An 18,231-nucleotide genomic window follows, 5' to 3' on the forward strand; every position below is an offset into this window, starting at 1 on the left:
AGGGGCAAACCGTACGTAGGGGAAGCAGGCCGTGGTCAGGCAGGTGCCCGGGACTAGCGGATGACAATCTCGTCCGTACGGACCATCCCCAGAACCCGGCGGGCCTGTTCGTCCAGCAGATCGAGGTCGAGGTAGTCGTCCGACATCCGCTTGGTCAGGTTCTCCATCCGCACCACATCGGCGCGCACGGCGGCAAGCTGGCGGCGCAGCTCCTGGCTTTCCGCGACGATCTCCGCCCGGCGGAACAGGCCAAAGTCGCCCTGAACGGCGGCGAAGGTAAAATAGAGACTGAGCGCGAAGGCAATCGCGAAGAAGAACAGCGTGCCGAAAGCGGGGCGTGCGGTGCGGGTCATGTCTCTGCCTCAGATCGTCTCTTGCTGGACGTAACAGGACTATGACACAGGCGATTCGCCCTGTGAATCCCTTTTCAGCACTGAGGTTCAGAAAATCTCAGGGATTTCCTGCATTTGCGCAGTTTCGCAACAGCTCAGGCCGCCTTGCCTTCAAGCGCCGCAACCCCCGGCAGCACCTTGCCTTCCATCCACTCCAGGAATGCGCCGCCCGCCGTGGAGATATAGGAGAAATCCTCCGCCACACCGGCCCTGTTCAGCGCTGCCACCGTGTCGCCGCCACCGGCGACCGAGATCAGCTTGCCAGCCCGCGTGCGTGCCGCCGCGTCCGTGGCCGCAGCGACCGTTGCGGTGTCGAAGGGTTCGATTTCGAAGGCGCCCATCGGGCCGTTCCAGATCAGTGTTTTCAGCGTCTCGAAGGCGCTGCGCACTTCAGTGATCGTTTCGGGACCGGCGTCGAGCACCATCTGATCCTTCTCCAGCACCGTGGTGGAGGACAGCGCGACGACTTCATGTGCGGCCCCCGCCGCGAATTCCCTGGCGACAAGACCGTCCTTCGGAAGGATGACGCGGCAGCCGGCCTTTTCGGCTTGCGCAAGAATGTCGCGGGCGGTCTCAAAGAAATCGGGTTCCGAGAGCGATGCGCCCAGTTGTGCGCCCTGCGCGCCAAGGAAGGTGTTCGCCATGCCACCCCCGATGATCAGCACATCGAGGCGGTTCACAAGGTTCTCCAGCAGTGCGATCTTGGTCGATACCTTGGCGCCGCCGACCACCGCCCCAACTGGCCTTTCGGGCTTGGACAAGGCCGCTTCGAGCGCACTCAGCTCAGCCTGCATGAGCCGTCCGGCACATGAGGGCATCAGTCGCGCAACGCCTTCGGTAGAGGCGTGAGCGCGGTGCGCTGCGGAAAAGGCGTCGTTGCAATAGACATCCCCCAGCGCCGCAAGCCGTGCGGCAAAGACGGGATCATTTGCTTCCTCTCCGGGGTAAAAGCGGATGTTCTCGAGCAGGATCACGTCAGCCGATTGTGCCTCTGCCGTCAGGTTCTCGGCCCCTTCCAGCGTCTCGACCAGCACCACCCTGAGACCGAGGGCGGTTCGCAGGGCAGGCAGAACCTGATCGAGGCTCATGTCGAGGTTCACCTTGCCCTTGGGCCGTCCGAAATGCGCCAGCAGCACAGGCTTGCCACCCTTTGCGATAATGTCGCGCACCGTGGGCACGATCCGCTCGATCCGGGTCGCGTCGGTGACCTTGCCGTTCTCGACAGGGACGTTGATGTCGACGCGGACCAGTACCCGCTTGCCAGTCAGCTCCATCTCATCCAGCGATTTCCAGCCCATGCCGCATCCTTTCCCGTTTGATGCTGAGTGTTTTGCGAATCTCGCGCGAATGGTCAATCCGCGCGCTTGGCAATTGCGGTCATCCCCCCTAGGTAGAGGCAAACAAGTTCAGAGGAGCACGGCATGGCCGAGATCAAAGACCCCGAAAACACGATCCTGATGGAGCTCAAAGGCGGCACCGTCACCATCCAGCTGCTGCCCGACGTGGCGCCCAAGCATGTGGCGCGCATGAAGGAGCTGGCACGCGCGGGCAAATACGACAACGTGGCCTTTCACCGGGTGATCGACGGCTTCATGGCCCAGACGGGTGATGTGGAGCACGGCAACATGGAGAACGACTTCAACCTGCGCATGGCAGGGACCGGTGGCTCCGATCTGGGGAACGTTCCTGCCGAATTCTCCAAGGTGCCGCACGCGCGCGGCTCATTGGGGGCTGCGCGCTCGGCCAACCCGGACAGCGCCAACAGCCAGTTCTTCATCAACTTCAAGGACAACGATTTCCTCAACGGCCAGTACACGGTTTACGGTCAGGTGATCGAGGGGATGGAACATGTGGACGCGATCACCCGCGGTGAGCCGCCCGCCCAGCCGGACCGGATGATCAGCGTCAAGGTGGCCGCAGATGTATAAGGCAGTCACGGCGGGCCTTTGCGCTGCGCTCATCGGGACGACCGCTCTGGCCACGGGGCTTGAGATCGAAGTTGCGGGCGAGGCCAACGGCACCGTCAAGATCGACCTCTTCGAGGATGTCGCGCCCCAGCACGTGGAGCGTATCACCACGCTGGCCGGGCAGGGCGCCTATGACGGCGTGGTGTTTCATCGCGTGATCGAAGGCTTCATGGCCCAGACCGGCGACGTGGAGTTCGGCAAGGAGGGTGCCGACATGCGCCGCGCGGGCATGGGCGGATCGGACATGCCGGACGTTCCGGCCGAGTTTTCTGACATTCCCTTCGACAAGGGCGTGGTTGGCATGGCACGGGCTCAGAACCCGAATTCCGCCAACAGCCAGTTCTTCATCATGTTCGACGCGGGCCATTTTCTGAACGGTCAATACACTGTCGTGGGACGGGTCACCGAAGGGCAGGACATTGTGGACAGCATCAAGCTCGGGACGGGGCCAAACGGCGCCGTTATCGGGCAACCGGATATGATGAAAACCGTGACGGTCACGGAGTAGGCCAGGGCCGAAACCAACTAGGCAAGAAAGGGCGTGCCAAAAGGCGCGCCCTTTTCATTCTCCGAGCACGACCTGGCCGACACATCTTCCGCTGACCACACTTGGCATGGGCTCAAATCCCGCCATCGCGCAGGAACCAGCGTGCATGCCTGGCCTTCAGCCTCGTCTGAATAAGTTCAGCGAGATCACCGCACTCAGCAGGCAGAGCCCGGCCGAGATATAGGCCAGCGCGGTCAGGGACTGGCTCATCGCCGCCGCATGGCCTTCCGTATCGCTCGGAATGCCAAAGCTTGCAGCCCCACCGGCGCGCAGGTAGACCGTCGCCGCCACGCCACCCACGGCGGCTACGCCCAACAGGCTCGCCGTGCGGCTGACCGCGTTGTTCACCCCCGAAGCGATCCCGGACAGACCGTCCGGGGCGGCCCCCATCAAGGCTGTCGACAGGGGCGCCACGACCAGCGACATCCCGAATGCCACCAAACACATGCTCGGCAGGATATGGGCACAGAGCAGTTGCGCTTCGGCGAAAAAACCGATCAGCAGATATCCCGCCCCGGTGATCAGGCTGCCCGCCGCCAGCAGCGGTGCCGGTCCAATCCGGTCGGCAAGCGCACCTGCGCGGGTGGAAAACACGGTCATGAACAAAGCCATCGGGGCAAAGACGACACTGACGGAAATCTCGTGCCTGTCCCACCCGGCGATAAAGATGATCGGCATGAAGAAGAACATAATCCCCATCGCCCCGTATATGAAGAAGGCCAGGAGGTTCGCGCCCGAGAAGGTCGCGCTGGTGAACAGGTTCAGTGGCATCATCGGCGCGGGGCTGTTGCTTTCAGCCCAGATGAAAAGGCAAATCAGCACCAGCGCTGCCGATAGCCACAGGGCGGTGGCCCAACCCCCGCCATGACCTGCCGTCGTCAGCCCCCCAGGCCAGGGCGAAAAGCCCCAGCGTGGCAAGAAGCGCGCCGGGCCAGTCCAGCCGCGCGCCGCCGCGAACGGGATCAGCCCCCACTTTCGCCCAGATTATCCAGATCGTCACCGCGCCAAGGGGCAGGTTGATGGCAAAAACCCAGCGCCAGGCCTCCGGACCGCCAAGGGTCAGCGCGAGCCCGCCCACAACCGGGCCAAGCGCCGTCGTCACGGACGACGCCGCCGCCCAGAACCCGATGGCCCAGCCGCGCTCTTCACGCGGATAGGCCCGGGTGATGATGGCAAGCGATCCCGGTATCATCAGTGCCGCCCCGACACCCTGAAGGGCGCGGGCAGCGATCATGAATGTCGGATCAGGCGCAATCGCGCAGAGAAGCGAGGCCGCCACGAAAGCGGCAATGCCGGCGCTGAACGCCCGGGCCAGACCGAAGCGGTCGCCGACCGCCCCGCCCACAAGGATCAGCGCCGAAAGGGTCAGCATGTAGGCATTGTGAAACCACTGTGCCTCGATCAGCGTTGCGTCCAGCGACTGACGCATCGCGGGCAGCGCCAGCGAAATGATGAATCCATCGATAAACCCCATGGCAGAGGCGAGGATGGCCGCGATCAGGACGTATTTGCGCGCCTCCGGACGGCAGAAGCCTTCAACGAAAACAGGCGCCGCAGGGGCCTGCGACGCCTGTACGTCCGTCATGTCGGATCCCTTTACTCAGCCGCAGGATTCGCCTTTGCGGCGGGGGCGGATTTCGCACCGGGGTTCAGCGGGTCATCCTGACGCTGAACGGAGCCTTCGAAGTGCGCACCGCTTTCGATTGCGATGGTCTTGTGGATAATGTCGCCCTCAACCCTTGCGGTCGAGGTCAGGCGCACCTTGAGGCCACGCACGCGGCCCACGATACGGCCGTTGATCACCACGTCATCGGCGACGACTTCTCCCTTGATCGTGGCGCTTTCGCCGATGGTCAGCAGGTGGGCACGAATGTCACCCTCGACCGTGCCTTCGACCTGGATGTCGCCGGTGGTCTTCATGTTGCCGGTCACGTGCAGATCGGCGGAAAGCAGCGAGGCGGGCGGCTTGGCCTTGGGCGCGCTGGCCTTGAATTCGCTGGGGCTGCTCTGGGAAGACGTCTGAGGCGCAGAAGTGCCGGAAAGCGCAGGCTTGGACGCGCTGTCGCTGTCCTTGGAAGGGGCGGGATCGTTGATTTTGCTTTTAGAAAACATCGTTTGCTGCCTTGATATAGATCATCGGGTTCACAGCTCTGCCACCTACACGCACTTCGTAGTGCAGATGCACGCCGGTTACTCGTCCAGAGGCTCCCATATCACCTATTCTCTGCCCGCGCGAGACCCTTTGACCCACTTTCACGCGAAGTTTTGAAAGGTGCGCATAGCGGGTTTCGATCCCGAATTCATGCTGGATTTTGACCAGCCTACCATATCCTGATTGCCAGCCCGCATGGGTCACAACACCGTCTGCGGTGGCGTAGAGCGGCGTGCCCAATCCGGCCGCGAAATCGACACCCGAATGCATCCGACGACCGCCTGTCTTGGGGTCGCGGCGATAGCCGAACTGGCTGGTAAAGCGGAAGGCGCTTTTGACCGGATTCGCGAAGGGCGCCTTCTCGGCGGCGATGCGGTACAGGTTCAACCGGTCCATCTGGTTCAGCAGACGATTGGCGCGCAGCGTGTCTGGGCTAAGCTCTTCCCCGCGGGTGGAGAAGCTGAGCGGCGTCAGCGGCCCGCCCTGGCCGGAGTAGCCGCGGCGCACGGTCTCCAGGATGCGGTCTGTCGGCATCCCCGCGCTGCGGAACATCTTGTCGAGCGGCGCGACCGACACGGTCATCGCCTCTTCGAGCTGGCGGAAGATCGCGTCGTTCTGGTCGCGCATCAGCGCGATTTCATGGCTCAGACGATCCGCTTCAAGAAGCGCATCCTGCGCATCGGCAACCACCTTGTCGCGCTCCTCGGCGGTACGCTCAAGCGCCTCGGCAAGAAAGTCGATGGGCGCGGAATTGGCCGCGGTCTGCGCCAGGCCGCCACTGCCGTTCTCGATCTCGCCTTCCAGCGCGGCAAGACGCTGGCGGGCCTGCTCGCGCTCTTTCATGGTCGAGCGAAGCGTGTTCTGGACAACGTCGATGCCTGTCTCAAGCTCGCGGCGGCGTGTTTCGGACTGCAGCAATTCAGACTGCATCACGGAGATCTGCGCCAGTGCCGCGTTGAAACGCTCCTGCGCGGCAAGTGCTTCTTCGGCGCGCTGGTCGCGTTGCGCGGAAAGATCGTTCAGCCGTGCCTGATAGGTCCGCTGGTCGCGCTTGGCCTGCTCACGGAAATTGCCCGAGCCGATGCTGTCCATGAGGATGATCGCCGTGGCCACGATGGCCCAGGCCACGACCAGCGCGCTGCCGGTGAAGGCAAGGATCTGCGTGCCGGGGCGCAGTCGGATGAAACGAGTGTCGTTGTCGGATTTCAGAAAGACGCGGCGTTCGGGAAAATAATGCTCGAGAGTCGAGTGAATCTTGATGGCGAGCCTTGTACGCACGTCGTCTACCTCTTTACCGTCCCGTTACCTGTGCCCTGTGCATCGGCACATTTTGGTTAGGTTTCCTTACCCAACGGGACCCAGTGGGGCAAGCAAGTTGGGCTCTGCCCCTACGTCAGATGGGCGGATTGGTGCAGATGGGCGAAAATCCGCCGATACCAGTGGGTTGGGTAGCGTAGGTCACGCTACACCCAATAGGCGATGGCCCGCCGAGCCGGCGAAATGCCGCTCAAGACTTTGGTGTTCAGGCGGTCAGCTGTGCGCGGCCGGGGCGCGATTGCCCAGTTTCTCGGGGTTCGTCATGACGTAGAACCAGCCGATCCGGCCCTCGTTGTCCGGGGCAAGCGATACAAGGGAATCGAGCAGCCCCTCGCGGTACCGGGCAAGGGCGGGTTTGCCGTTGGCCACCACCCTGCGCAACTGCCAGCCGCCCTGGACCTTGGCCTTCTCATGCAGCGCTCGGAATACCTGTACGATCTCCGCCCCGCCGACGAGGGGACGCCGCGCGGCGCGCCGGTTCGCCCCGCCATCGGATATGGCGATGCTGTGCGGCGTCAGCAGGCTGAGCGCGGTGTCGAAATCATCGGCCATGGCGGCCTCGAAAAAGCGCGCTGTCAGCGCTGCGACTTCCTCGGCGCTGGCGTCGAACCTCGGGCCAGAGTCCTGCAGCTTTTTCTGGGAACGGCTGACCATCTGGCGGCAGGCGGCCTCGGTCGTGGAGAGCGCTTCCGCAATCTCGGCATAGCCCGCGTCGAAGGCCTCGCGCAGGATGAAAGCCGCGCGCTCGCGTGGGCTCAGCCGTTCCATGGCCCAAAGCAAGGCCAGCTCGCACTCCTGGGCAAGCTCGAAATGGGGAGCCACTTCTTCGTCCTCGAGCCGCATCAGCGGTTCGGGCAGCCAGGGCCCCACGTAGTGCTCGCGCCGCGCCCGCGCGCTGCGCAGCGTGTCAATGGCGATGTTGGTGGCGACCCGGCGGAGCCATGCGGCGGGCGTTCGGATCGCCGTACGATCGGCCTCGGCCCATTTCAGCCAGGTATCCTGCACGGCATCCTCCGCCGCCGCCCGCTCGCCCAGCATCCGGTAGCAAAGCGCGGCAAGGCTACCGCGCTCTGCCTCGAAGATATCCGTCATCGCGTTCATGCCTGCCGAACCACGCCGATTTCCCGCTCCCCGATGCGCAGCCTGCGGCAGCTCTTGCCGAAACCCAAGCCCCGTTTCATCACCGGATAGATGCGCCCGCCAGCCGAGGCAAAAGAAGCGGCGACGACGGCCTCGGCTCCGTGCCGTGCCTCGATCTCGGCCCTGAGCGTGTCGAGTTCCGGGGCATCCGCAATCGCGGCCTCTGCAAAGCGAAAGCCAAGGCCAACCTCGCCCGCCTCTTTGGCGCGGCCTTCGATGCAGAGCGCCAGGAGGTCTGCAGGCACGCCTTTCTCGATTGCCATGTCCAGCACAAGTTGAACGCAAGGTCCGCAATCGCCCTCAAGCGTCGAGGCCAGCACGGCGCCGGCCCAGACTCCGCCCGACCCACGGGGGCCGGTGAATTGCGTGAAGAACGGAAGCGCCGCCAGCCGCACCCCGGCGGAGGTCGATGTGTCGACGACGTGAAGCATGTAGCTGGCATCATAATCATGGCGCGCCGCAAAGCGCCGCACGCTGCGGCGAAGAAGTCTGGCGATCATCGCTTGTCCTCCCGTGTCCGCAGGGTGGCTCCGGCTGCCAACATGGCGGGCAACTGGATGCCGAGAAGGTTGGCGACAGCCACAAAGTCGGCCGGAAAGCCGCGCTGCACCCAGATTGAGACGTGAAAGAGCGCGTGCAGCATCAGCCAGCACGAGCCGAAAACAGCAGCGGAGAAATCCACCTTCACGCCTGCCCAGACAAGGGCCAAGCCGCTCGACAAAAAGGCCAGCGCGACGTCCGTTGCAAAATGCAGATTCAGCGGACCGGTCGCCGCGACACCCGGGACTTCCGCGTACCAAAGCTGCGGTGCCAAGAGCATGAATGCAGCGTTGAATAGGGCGTATCCGCCGACGCCTACAAGGATGATCCGGTTCATTTTCGCCTCCATGAGTGTTGTCATGAAGGAGTGACGGATCGGCACGGCGGTTTGTGACATCTGGCGCGGAGAAAATATGCGCCAGGTGCGCTACTGCGCGGTGAGGGGCCAGTAGAAATCGGGCGGAATACCTGCCTCGGCCCGTTTTTCCTCGTTGAAAGGCGGTTTCAGATCGCCGTGGAAATACATTCGCACCAGTCGATGGAATTCGTCCTTTGGGTCCAGCTCATGCCGGCCACAAAGGAAATGAAACCACTTGCTGCCATAGGCGACATGGGCGACTTCCTCGGCATATATGATCTCCAGTGCTGCGACGGCGCTGTCGGCCTTGGCCTTGCGGAATATCTCGATCATGCCCGGCGTCACGTCGAGCCCGCGCGCCTCCAGCACCATGGGCACCACGGCAAGACGGCCCATCAGGTCATCCACGGTATCCTCGGCTGCGCGCCACATGCCTGCGTGGGCCGGAAGCGCGCCATAGTGGCTGCCCATCTCCTCCAGGCAATCGCACATCAAGTTAAAGTGCTTTGATTCCTCGTCAGCAGCTTTCACCCAGTCGTCGTAGAAACCCATCGGCATCGGCGTGTCGGTGTAGCGTGCGATCACGTCCCAATGCAGGTCGACCGCGTTCAGCTCGATATGCGCGACCGCGTGCAAAAGCGCGATGCGTCCCTCGACCGTGCCGGGCCTGCGCCGCGGGACGTCGCGCGGGCTCAGCAACTCCGGCTTCTCTGGACGGGCGGGGTGGAGCGGCGGTTCGGCGCGGCCAATTTCGGGCGTCTCACCGCGCGCCCGCGCTGCCTGCCAGTCGGCGGCAAAGCCGCGCGACAGCGCCGTTTTCTGCCGCCCGTCCGCGCAGCGCAGAACCGCCTCGGCCATTTCGGCAAGCGGTTTCACAGCGCGCGGACGGCCTCGAGCACCTCCTCGACGTGGCCGGGCACCTTCACCTTGCGCCAGACCTGCGCGATCTTGCCATCGGCACCGATCATAAAAGTCGAACGTTCGATGCCCATCGATTTCTTGCCGTACATGCTTTTCTCAACCCAGACGCCGTAGGCTTCCGTCACCTCGCCGCCTTCGTCCGACAAGAGCGGCACGGTCAGATCATGCTTGGCGATGAACTTGTCATGCTTGGCCATCGTATCGCGCGAGATGCCAAAGACTTTGGCCCCCGCCGCCTCGAAATCCTTCAGGCTTTCGGAGAAACCGATGCTTTCCTTGGTGCAGCCGGGCGTGTCGTCGCGCGGATAGAAGAAAAGCACAACCGGCGTCCCCTTCAGCGCGCTCAGCGTAATGTCGCCACCGCCTGTCACGGGGAGGGTAAAGTCTGGTGCGGTATCTGAGATATCAGGCATGGTTCGAGATGTCTTTCACTTGGAAGGTCCGTTACGGGCTGTCATATTAGCCCGGCAAGGGCCCGCGCCAAGCCCGCAATCGCACCCGGACGGATAATGAGCAAAGCCCCGGCAGAGAAACCCAAGATATCGCGACGAAAGAAGCATGGACGCGCCCTGGGCAAGGGCGTTGCATGGATGCTCAATGCGGCGCTGGCGCTGACGACGGTTACGGTGCTGTTTGTGGGGGGCACGGTATTCTATCTCAAGCGTTACCCGCTGACAGCGCCTGACTGGGCGCAAGAGATGATCTCGCGACGTCTGGCCGAGGTTATGCCAGAATCGCGCGTCGACTTCGGCGACATGAGCTTTGTCATGGACGAGAACTGGCGCCCGCGCATCCAGTTGCGCAACGTCGCCCTGAGCGCGGCGGATGGCGCCGAGATCGCGAGGTTCAACGCCGTCGAGGCGCTTTTTGCGGCGAAACCCCTGCTCGACGGCCAAATCCAGCCGCGCGAAATCGCGCTCTCGGGCATTTTCGCGAAACTCAGCCGCGCGGCGGACGGCAGTGTCGCGCTGCAGGCGGGAATTGGCGGGGTAGCCCCCCAGCGGCAGGCGGCCACGCTGCCCCAATTGATCGGCCAGGTGGACGAGCTGCTCGAGACGCCAGCCCTCCGGTCGCTGCGAAACGTCGATCTGCGTGCACTCACGCTGCGTTTCGAAGACGCCGCCTCGGCCCGCGCCTGGACTGTGGACGGCGGCAGGCTGCGGCTGAACCGGGAGGGGCAGGACCTGACAATCGGTGCCGATCTCGCGGTGCTCAGCGGCGGCGCGGAGGCAACAACGCTTTCAGCCAACTACAACAGCCGCATCGGGGAGACCGCGGCCACCTTCGGGGTCAGCTTCAACGATGTCGCGGCCGGTGATATCGCCGCACAGGGGCCTGCATTCGCCTGGCTCGGGGTGCTGCAGGCGCCGATCTCGGGCTCGGTCCGCTCGGGATTGACCGAGGAAGGGCGGTTCGAGCCGCTTGCGGCGACGCTTCAGATCGGCGCGGGCGCGGTGCAGCCCAATCCCGGCACCAGGCCGATACCCTTCGACGGTGCGCGCAGCTATTTCACCTATACCCCGGAAGAACGGCTGTTGCGGTTCGACGAACTGTCGGTGCGCAGCAAGTGGATCACCGGGCTTGCCACAGGTACAGCCGTGCTCGGCATCGACGACGCGACGGGCAGGCTGCGCGATCTCGTGGCCCAGATCAGGCTCGAGAACCTCTCCGCCAATCCCGCCGACCTCTACGACGCACCCGTTCAGATCGCTGCCGTGGACGCCGATGTCCGGATGCAACTCGATCCCTTCCGCATCACCCTCGGTCGCGCGCTGGTCCGGGACCAGGGCCAGAACCTTCAGCTCAGCGGGGGCGTTGTTGCCGATCCGGAGGGGTGGCGGCTGTCCCTCGACGGACGGATGGACGCGCTGGCTCCCGATCGTTTGCTCACGCTCTGGCCCGAGGCCTTTGCGCAAAACACGCGCCGCTGGCTGGCCGCCAATCTGCGCGAGGGGGAGATCAGCAACATAGATGTGGCACTGCGCCGTGCGCCAGGCGAGGCGCCGCAGAACTATCTCGCCTTCGACTACGACCGGGCGACGGTCAAGGTGGCCCGGAGCCTGCCGCCGGTCACCGAGGGCAAAGGTCATTTCAGCCTGGCCGAGGATCGGCTCGTCGTGTCGCTCGACGCGGGGCGGATGACACCGCCGGAGGGCGGGACCATCGCCATGGCGGGCACCTCCTTCATCATCCCCGATGTCACCGCCAGGGGCGACGACGGCACCCCCGCCGTCGTTCGGTTGGAGGCGCATTCCAGCATCACCGCGACCCTGTCGCTCCTGAACCTGCCGCCGCTTTCGGCCATGGACAAGGCAACGCTGCCGGTGGCCCTCGCCGACGGCCGCGCAGCAGTCAGCGCGACACTTGCCTTCCTGATGAAGCCGCGCACGCCACCGAAGGTGCAATATCACGCGCAGGGCATGTTGACCTCGGTGCAATCCGATGTCCTGGTTAGGAACCGCACAATCACTTCCGACCGCCTGACCCTTGCTGCCGAGAACACGGCGCTTTCCATCTCGGGGGCGGGACGCATTGACGGGGTGCCATTCGATATCCGTTTCGACCAGCCGATCGGTCCGGGGGCCGACCCCGGCAGGTTGACCGGCACCTTCGCGCTCAGTGAAGAGACGCTCGACACCTTCGGCGTGGCGCTGCCGCCCGGAACCGTCTCGGGGGCGGGACAGGGCGAAATCGACGTGACACTGGCGCGCGGAAGCCCACCCGATTTCGAGCTCACTTCCGATCTCACCGGCATCCGCCTGACCGTTCCACAGGTGAGCTGGACGAAGCCCGCGAACCGCGCGGGAAGCCTGCGGATCGCAGGGGTGCTCGGGGAGGTGCCACGGATCGACGCGCTGGAGGTTTCCGGGCCGGGCCTCAGCGCCGCCGGCACCGTCAGCCTCAATCCCGATCGCTCGCTCGAAAGGCTGCGTTTTGACAGTTTGCAGGTCGGCAACTGGCTCGACGGAGCGGTCGACCTTGTGGGTCGCGGGGCAGGGCGTCCGGCGCAGGTCGTGCTCAGAGGTGGGCAGCTCGATTTGCGACGCGCGGAATTCGGGCGAAGCGCGCCGACACCCGGCGCGCCGCCCATGGAAGTGGCCCTCGACCGGCTGCTGATCACGGATACCATCGCGCTCACCGGGATGCGGGGTCGCTTCGCAACGGCGGGTGGCCTTGACGGCGCTTTCGAGGCGCAGCTCAATGGTGCCGCACCCGTGCAGGGGCGGGTGGTGCCGCAGGACGGACGCAGCGCGGTGCGCCTTGTCTCGGGCGATGCGGGGGCGATCTTGCGGGCGGCGGGGCTCCTGCGGCAGGTGGCGGGCGGCGACATGTCTCTGGTGCTGCTGCCGGTTGGAACCGGCGGGGCATTTGACGGGCGGCTCAATGTCACCGGTGTCACGATCCGCGACGCACCGGGCATCGCGGCGCTTCTCAATGCGATCTCCGTCGTGGGGCTCATCAATGAACTCAACGGCGACGGCATCTATTTCAACGATGTCGAAGCCACCTTCCGCCTCACCCCCAATCTGCTCACCCTGACCGAGGCGAGCGCCGTGGGGGCCTCGATGGGGCTCTCGATGGACGGTACCTACCGGCTGGATACGCAGGAGATGCGCATGCAGGGGGTGATCAGCCCTGTGTACCTGCTCAATGCCATCGGTGCGCTTTTCACCCGCAAGGGCGAGGGGCTCATCGGTTTCAATTATTCCCTGACCGGTCCGGCGCGTGCGCCGAACGTGTCGGTCAATCCGCTTTCCGCGCTGACACCGGCAATGTTCCGCGAGATCTTCCGCGCTCCACCGCCGGAATTGCCTGAGGTCGACGGCGTGACCGAAAGTGCCCTGCCGCCCACGACGCCGGAACCGCAAAGACCCGTTGCCCGCACCTTCGAGGGGCGCTAAAGCGCGCCGCATGAAGCTGTCCGATTTCGATTTCGACCTGCCCGAGCGGCTGATCGCGACCCGCCCCGCTGTGCCGCGCTCTTCCGCGCGCCTATTGGTGGCCGAGGGCGATGCGATCCACGATCAGCACGTGACAGACCTGGTGCACTGGCTCCGCCCCGGAGACCGGCTGGTGCTGAACGACACCCGCGTGATCCCCGCGCGGCTTTTTGGCCTGCGCCGACGCGACAGCGCCCAGGGACCGGTCGAGGCGAAGATCGAGGTCACCCTGCTGGAACCACGTCCCGACGGGACATGGTCGGCGCTGATCAAACCGCTCCGCAAGGTCAAGACAGGCGAGACCATCGTTTTCAGCGATGACCTGATGGCGGTGCTCGAAGGCGCTGACGCCGGGCAGGGCCATCTGCGCTTCAACTGCGCGGGCGACGATTTCGACGCGGCGCTCAATGCCGTTGGCGCCATGCCGCTGCCCCCCTACATCGCGGCCAAGCGGCAGGCGGATGCGCGCGACAAGACCGACTACCAGACGGTCTGGGCCAAGAACGCAGGCGCGGTCGCGGCTCCGACGGCCTCGCTGCATTTCGACGAACCCCTGCTCAAGGCATTGGCTGAAAGGGGCGTGAACTTCACCTATGTGACCCTGCACGTCGGGGCGGGCACCTTCCTGCCGGTCAAGGTCGACGACATCACGGAACACAAGATGCACGCCGAGTGGGGGCTGGTGAGCGAGACAGCCGCCCGTGAGATCGCCGAAACCAAGGCAGCGGGTGGACGTGTCATACCTGTCGGCACAACCGCCCTACGTCTGATCGAGACGGCTGGCCGGGATGGCCGGATCAAGGCGTGGGAGGGGGATACGGACATCTTTATCACCCCGGGCTTCGAGTTTCGGATCACTGATGCCCTGATGACCAATTTCCACCTGCCCAGGTCCACGCTGATGATGCTGGTCTCCGCCCTGATGGGGGCCGAGCGGATCAGGAAGGTCTATGCGCATGCCATAGCGCAGGAATACCGGTTCTTTTCCTACGGGGATGCGTCGCTGCTGATACCCGATGGCGAAAACTGACTTTCAGAGACAATAAATGTCGTTTTGAAGCCTGACGTCCCGGCCAGAGAGGTTCAGGGAAGAGGCGACGGGCCAAGGAGCAGCCGCAATGATTCAAGTCCTTTCAAGCGCATGGGCGCTCCTGCTGGGCATGGGCCTGCTGATGGTCGGCAACGGCATGCAGGGCACGCTGCTGGGTATCCGTGGCGCCATCGAAGATTTCTCGACCTTCGAGATGTCCATTGTCATGTCGGCCTACTTCGTCGGTTTCCTCGGCGGCTCGCGGCTCGCCCCCGGCATGATCCGGCGGGTGGGCCACGTGCGGGTCTTTGCGGCACTTGCCTCGCTGATCTCGGCCGTGATGATCCTGTACCCGACGTTTCCCAACACGATTGTCTGGTCGCTGGGCCGGGTTCTCATCGGGTTTTGTTTCTCGGCGGTCTACGTGGTCGCGGAAAGCTGGCTCAACAACGCCGCCGACAATTCCAACCGGGGGCAGGCGCTGTCGCTTTACATGATCGTGCAGACGCTGGGCATCGTGATTGCGCAGGCGCTTCTTCTGACGGCGGACCCGTCGGGTTTCGTGCTCTTCGTGATCCCCTCCGTGCTGGTGAGCGTCGCCATCACGCCCATTCTGCTGTCCATCACGCCCACACCCGCTTTCGACACCACCAAGCCCATGAGCCTCAAGGAGCTTGTCAATTTCTCGCCCCTTGGTGCGGTGGGGATGGCCATCGTCGGCGGCATCTTTGCCGCGCAATTCGGCATGTCCTCGGTCTATGGCGCCGAAGCGGGGCTGAGCGTGGCGCAGATTTCGATCTTTGTTTCGGCCTTCTTTGTCGGCGCCATCGTACTGCAATACCCGATTGGCTGGCTGTCGGACCGCATGGACAGACGCCAACTCGTTATCGGGGTCTGCTTTGTCGGCGTGCTGGCTTCCATTCTTGGTTTCCTGCTCGGGTCGGATTTCACCGTCTTGCTGATTGCGGCCTTCGTCCTTGGCGGGATGCTGAACCCGCTCTATTCACTGCTTATCGCACACACCAACGACTTTCTGGAGCATGAGGACATGGCTGCGGCCTCCAGCGGCCTGATCTTCATCAACGGGCTGGGCGCTGTCATGGGACCCGTGGTCGTGGGTTGGATGATGGGCACCGAGATGGGGCCGCCGGCCTTCTACCTCTATACGGCGATCCTTTTCGGGGCGCTGATGGTCTACGCGATCTACCGCGCAACCCAGCGTCCCGCCCGGTCTGCCGATGAAACGAGCAGCTATGTGCCGATCTACCCGACGGCGACCGCAACGGCGGTTGAATATGCCCAGGAAGTCGCCATAGAAGCCGATCAGGAATCGTCAAAGGGTGTGTGATCTGCGCAACCATGACGCTTTTGATACAAATCGTGAATGGGCAGTTTGGCGAAATTGCCCTTAGATCAAAACAGGTTGACCACGACAGGCCAAAGGAACGCAGCATGGTAGGCCCGCAAGAGATACTGGAATTCTGGCTCGACGAGATCGGTCCGAAGGGATGGTACGAGGCAAGCGACACGCTTGACGCCACGATCCGCGACACATTCTTGGGAACATGGGAAGCGGCCAGCGAAGGCAAGTTCTCGCTCTGGCTGACCTATCCCTCAGGTGCGCTGGCCTACATCATCCTGATGGACCAGTTCCCGCGCAACATGTTCCGGGGCGAGGCGAAGGCCTTCGTGTCCGACCGCGCGGCCCTCGCGGCGGCCAAATCTGCCGTCGAACGCAGCTGGGACCTGCGCATCGACGAACCGGCGCGCCAATTCTTCTACCTGCCGCTGATGCATTCCGAAAACCTCTGCGATCAGGACCGCAGCGTGCGCCTGATCTGCGAGCGCATGCCCGAAACCGGTGAAAGCAACCTTTTGCACGCGCGCGCACACCGCGAGGTGATCCGCCGCTTCGGCCGTTTCCCCTATCGCAACGCGGCGCTGGGGCGGAACGATACGCCAGGTGAGAAGGCGTTCATGTCGGGCGGCGGCTACGGTGAGACCGTCCGCGCTTTGCAGCAGGATGCCAAGGCCGCCTGACGGGAACGAAGGCCAGAGTCCCGCGTTTCTCCTGCAAACAGACAGGAGAAACACGACATGAAAAGCGCAATCATCGCAATCGCATCGCTGACCATCATTCTGGCCGGCACCCTCATGCTGAGCCTGACACAGCTTTGGCCGGCACCCGAGGTGCAGCCTGCACAGGGGCTGCTCTGGCTGACCCCGTTGGCCTATTTCCTGATGCTGGCCGGCGCGGGGGGCCTTGCCTGGGGGCTCGTGAAGAAGCACCGCCAATAGGGGCCGACTGCGGCAATCACGCGGTTGTGGCGTCTGGATAAGTAGTTTAATGGTAAACTATCTTTCCAACGCCCATCCGCGAGGTGCTTTCCATGGCTGCAAAATCCTTTGATCTGGTCGTTATCGGCGCAGGGCCGGGAGGTTATGTCGCGGCCATCAGGGGCGCACAGCATGGGTTGAGCGTCGCCATCGTGGAACGCGAGCATCTGGGCGGGATCTGCCTCAACTGGGGCTGTATCCCGACCAAGGCGATGCTGCGCTCGTCCGAGGTGTTCCACCTGATGCACCGGGCCAAGGAATTCGGCCTCAAGGCGGATGGTATCGGCTACGATCTCGACGCGGTGGTCAAACGCTCGCGCAAGGTCGCCGGGCAACTGTCAGGCGGCATCGGCCACCTGATGAAGAAGAACAAGATCACCGTCGTCATGGGCGAGGCCAAGCTTGCCGGTAAGGGCAAGGTCAGCGTCAAGACCGACAAGGGCAGCGAAGAACTGACAGCCAAGAACATTATCCTGGCCACCGGCGCGCGTGCCCGCGAACTGCCGGGGCTGGAGGCCGACGGCAAACAGGTCTGGACCTACAAGCACGCGCTGCAGCCCGCGCATATGCCCAAGAAACTCCTTGTCATTGGCTCTGGCGCCATCGGCATCGAATTCGCCAGTTTCTACAACACCCTTGGTGCCGATACGACCGTCGTCGAGGTGATGGACCGCGTTCTGCCGGTCGAGGACGCCGAGATCAGCGCCTTCGCCAAGAAGTCCTTTGAAAAGCAGGGCATGAAGATCATGCAGAAAGCCATGGTCAAGCAGCTGGATCGAGGCAAGGACAAGGTAACGGCCCATATCGAGACAGGCGGCAAGGTCGAAAAGCACGACTTCGATACCGTGATTTCCGCCGTGGGCATCGTCGGCAACGTGGAGAACCTCGGGCTCGAGGAGATCGGCCTCAAGATCGACCGGACCCATGTCGTCACGGACGAGTTCTGCCGCACCGGCGTCGAGGGGCTCTATGCCATCGGGGATATCGCGGGCGCGCCTTGGCTTGCGCACAAGGCAAGCCACGAGGGGGTGATGGTCGCAGATATCATCGCCGGCAAACACGCGCATCCCGTCAAGCCAGAGACCATCGCGGGCTGCACCTACTGCCATCCGCAGGTGGCGTCGGTCGGGTATACCGAGGCCAAGGCGAAAGAGCTTGGCTACGATATCAAGGTCGGCCGCTTCCCCTTCATCGGCAACGGCAAGGCCATTGCACTTGGCGAAGAGAACGGGATGATCAAGACGATCTTCGACGCCAAAACGGGCGAATTGCTCGGGGCGCATATGGTCGGGGCCGAGGTGACGGAACTCATTCAGGGCTATGTGGTGGGCCGCCAGCTGGAGACCACCGAAGAGGACCTGATGAACACCGTCTTCCCGCATCCGACGCTCAGCGAGATGATGCATGAGGCGGTGCTGGATGCCTACGGGCGCGTCATCCACATGTGATCTCTGGCCCGGACGTGATCCATAGGACGCGCTGACGCGCGACGACATCCCTGGCGCGGGCTGCGGCGTGAGCCCCGGTGCCTATCGTTGTTCGTGTTCAGAGGTTTTCGTATCTGCTGAGAAGGTGTTCAGGGCGCGGTG

19 protein-coding genes are annotated in these 18,231 nt (G+C 63.7%); 8 read left to right on the top strand and 11 right to left on the bottom strand.

The features are described from left to right. Nucleotides 1–53: 53 nt before the first annotated feature. Both AB2B41_RS03020 and AB2B41_RS03025 read right to left on the bottom strand, forming a co-directional pair. Nucleotides 54–353, bottom strand: a complete 300-nt coding sequence (locus AB2B41_RS03020) for an FtsB family cell division protein (protein WP_367876264.1) — start codon at nt 351–353, stop codon at nt 54–56. Between the two features lie 134 nt (nt 354–487). Continuing rightward, nucleotides 488–1,690 (bottom strand): phosphoglycerate kinase, encoded by a 1,203-nt coding sequence (locus AB2B41_RS03025; protein WP_367876265.1) that lies wholly within the window; start codon nt 1,688–1,690, stop codon nt 488–490. Nucleotides 1,691–1,813: 123 nt separating this feature from the next. On the opposite strand from AB2B41_RS03025, the gene AB2B41_RS03030 reads away from it, so the two are divergent. Both AB2B41_RS03030 and AB2B41_RS03035 read left to right on the top strand, forming a co-directional pair. Next, on the top strand, nt 1,814–2,320 hold the full coding sequence (locus AB2B41_RS03030) for a peptidylprolyl isomerase (protein ID WP_367876266.1): 507 nt from the start codon (nt 1,814–1,816) through the stop codon (nt 2,318–2,320). Further along, on the top strand, nt 2,313–2,867 hold the full coding sequence (locus AB2B41_RS03035; protein WP_367876267.1) for a peptidylprolyl isomerase: 555 nt from the start codon (nt 2,313–2,315) through the stop codon (nt 2,865–2,867). Before AB2B41_RS03030 ends, AB2B41_RS03035 begins: the two co-directional genes overlap by 8 nt. A 156-nt stretch (nt 2,868–3,023) precedes the next feature. Here the strand turns inward: AB2B41_RS03035 and AB2B41_RS03040 are convergent, their stop codons facing one another. From AB2B41_RS03040 to AB2B41_RS03080, 9 genes are all read right to left on the bottom strand, one after another. Continuing rightward, nucleotides 3,024–3,680: an MFS transporter gene (locus AB2B41_RS03040; protein WP_367876268.1), complete on the bottom strand. Its 657-nt coding sequence runs from the start codon at nt 3,678–3,680 to the stop codon at nt 3,024–3,026. A gap of 19 nt (nt 3,681–3,699) precedes the next feature. Next, nucleotides 3,700–4,491 carry an MFS transporter gene (locus tag AB2B41_RS03045; RefSeq protein WP_367876269.1) on the bottom strand — a complete coding sequence of 264 codons (792 nt, stop codon included), beginning with the start codon at nt 4,489–4,491 and terminating at the stop codon, nt 3,700–3,702. 11 nt (nt 4,492–4,502) lie between these two features. After that, the gene (locus tag AB2B41_RS03050) at nt 4,503–5,018 is read right to left on the bottom strand and encodes a bactofilin family protein (RefSeq protein WP_367876270.1); all 516 of its coding nucleotides are present in this window, start codon (nt 5,016–5,018) and stop codon (nt 4,503–4,505) included. Next, entirely contained in the window at nt 5,008–6,336 is a 1,329-nt protein-coding gene (locus tag AB2B41_RS03055; RefSeq protein ID WP_367876271.1) for a DUF5930 domain-containing protein, read from the bottom strand. Before AB2B41_RS03055 ends, AB2B41_RS03050 begins: the two co-directional genes overlap by 11 nt. Before the next feature lie 252 nt (nt 6,337–6,588). Beyond that, nucleotides 6,589–7,476, bottom strand: coding sequence for an RNA polymerase sigma factor SigJ (gene sigJ / locus AB2B41_RS03060; RefSeq protein ID WP_367876272.1), 888 nt, complete (start codon nt 7,474–7,476; stop codon nt 6,589–6,591). Beyond that, nucleotides 7,473–8,015: a hypothetical protein gene (locus AB2B41_RS03065; RefSeq protein WP_367876273.1), complete on the bottom strand. Its 543-nt coding sequence runs from the start codon at nt 8,013–8,015 to the stop codon at nt 7,473–7,475. Before AB2B41_RS03065 ends, sigJ begins: the two co-directional genes overlap by 4 nt. Next, complete coding sequence (locus AB2B41_RS03070) at nt 8,012–8,392, bottom strand: hypothetical protein (protein WP_367876274.1); 381 nt, start codon at nt 8,390–8,392, stop codon at nt 8,012–8,014. Before AB2B41_RS03070 ends, AB2B41_RS03065 begins: the two co-directional genes overlap by 4 nt. A 90-nt stretch (nt 8,393–8,482) precedes the next feature. After that, nucleotides 8,483–9,289, bottom strand: a complete 807-nt coding sequence (locus AB2B41_RS03075) for a ferritin-like domain-containing protein (RefSeq protein ID WP_367876275.1) — start codon at nt 9,287–9,289, stop codon at nt 8,483–8,485. After that, nucleotides 9,286–9,747, bottom strand: a complete 462-nt coding sequence (locus AB2B41_RS03080) for a peroxiredoxin (protein ID WP_367876276.1) — start codon at nt 9,745–9,747, stop codon at nt 9,286–9,288. Before AB2B41_RS03080 ends, AB2B41_RS03075 begins: the two co-directional genes overlap by 4 nt. Before the next feature lie 96 nt (nt 9,748–9,843). Between AB2B41_RS03080 and AB2B41_RS03085 the strand changes: the two genes are divergently transcribed. The 6 genes from AB2B41_RS03085 (at nt 9,844) to lpdA (ending at nt 18,090) form a co-directional block, all read left to right on the top strand. Then, a complete protein-coding gene (locus tag AB2B41_RS03085) occupies nt 9,844–13,236 on the top strand; it encodes a YhdP family protein (RefSeq protein ID WP_367876277.1) in 3,393 nt (1,130 codons plus the stop codon). A gap of 10 nt (nt 13,237–13,246) precedes the next feature. Then, nucleotides 13,247–14,305: a tRNA preQ1(34) S-adenosylmethionine ribosyltransferase-isomerase QueA gene (gene queA / locus AB2B41_RS03090; RefSeq protein ID WP_367876278.1), complete on the top strand. Its 1,059-nt coding sequence runs from the start codon at nt 13,247–13,249 to the stop codon at nt 14,303–14,305. A gap of 88 nt (nt 14,306–14,393) precedes the next feature. Next, the gene (locus tag AB2B41_RS03095) at nt 14,394–15,653 is read left to right on the top strand and encodes an MFS transporter (protein WP_367876279.1); all 1,260 of its coding nucleotides are present in this window, start codon (nt 14,394–14,396) and stop codon (nt 15,651–15,653) included. A 104-nt stretch (nt 15,654–15,757) separates the two neighbouring features. Continuing rightward, nucleotides 15,758–16,345: a DUF924 family protein gene (locus AB2B41_RS03100; protein ID WP_367876280.1), complete on the top strand. Its 588-nt coding sequence runs from the start codon at nt 15,758–15,760 to the stop codon at nt 16,343–16,345. 57 nt (nt 16,346–16,402) lie between these two features. Continuing rightward, on the top strand, nt 16,403–16,603 hold the full coding sequence (locus AB2B41_RS03105) for a hypothetical protein (RefSeq protein ID WP_367876281.1): 201 nt from the start codon (nt 16,403–16,405) through the stop codon (nt 16,601–16,603). Between the two features lie 92 nt (nt 16,604–16,695). Next, entirely contained in the window at nt 16,696–18,090 is a 1,395-nt protein-coding gene (gene lpdA / locus AB2B41_RS03110) for a dihydrolipoyl dehydrogenase (protein WP_367876282.1), read from the top strand. The last annotated feature ends 141 nt before the right edge of the window (nt 18,091–18,231 follow it).

The sequence above is a fragment of the Sulfitobacter sediminis genome, assembly GCF_040811725.1.
Classification (GTDB): domain Bacteria; phylum Pseudomonadota; class Alphaproteobacteria; order Rhodobacterales; family Rhodobacteraceae; genus Sulfitobacter; species Sulfitobacter sediminis.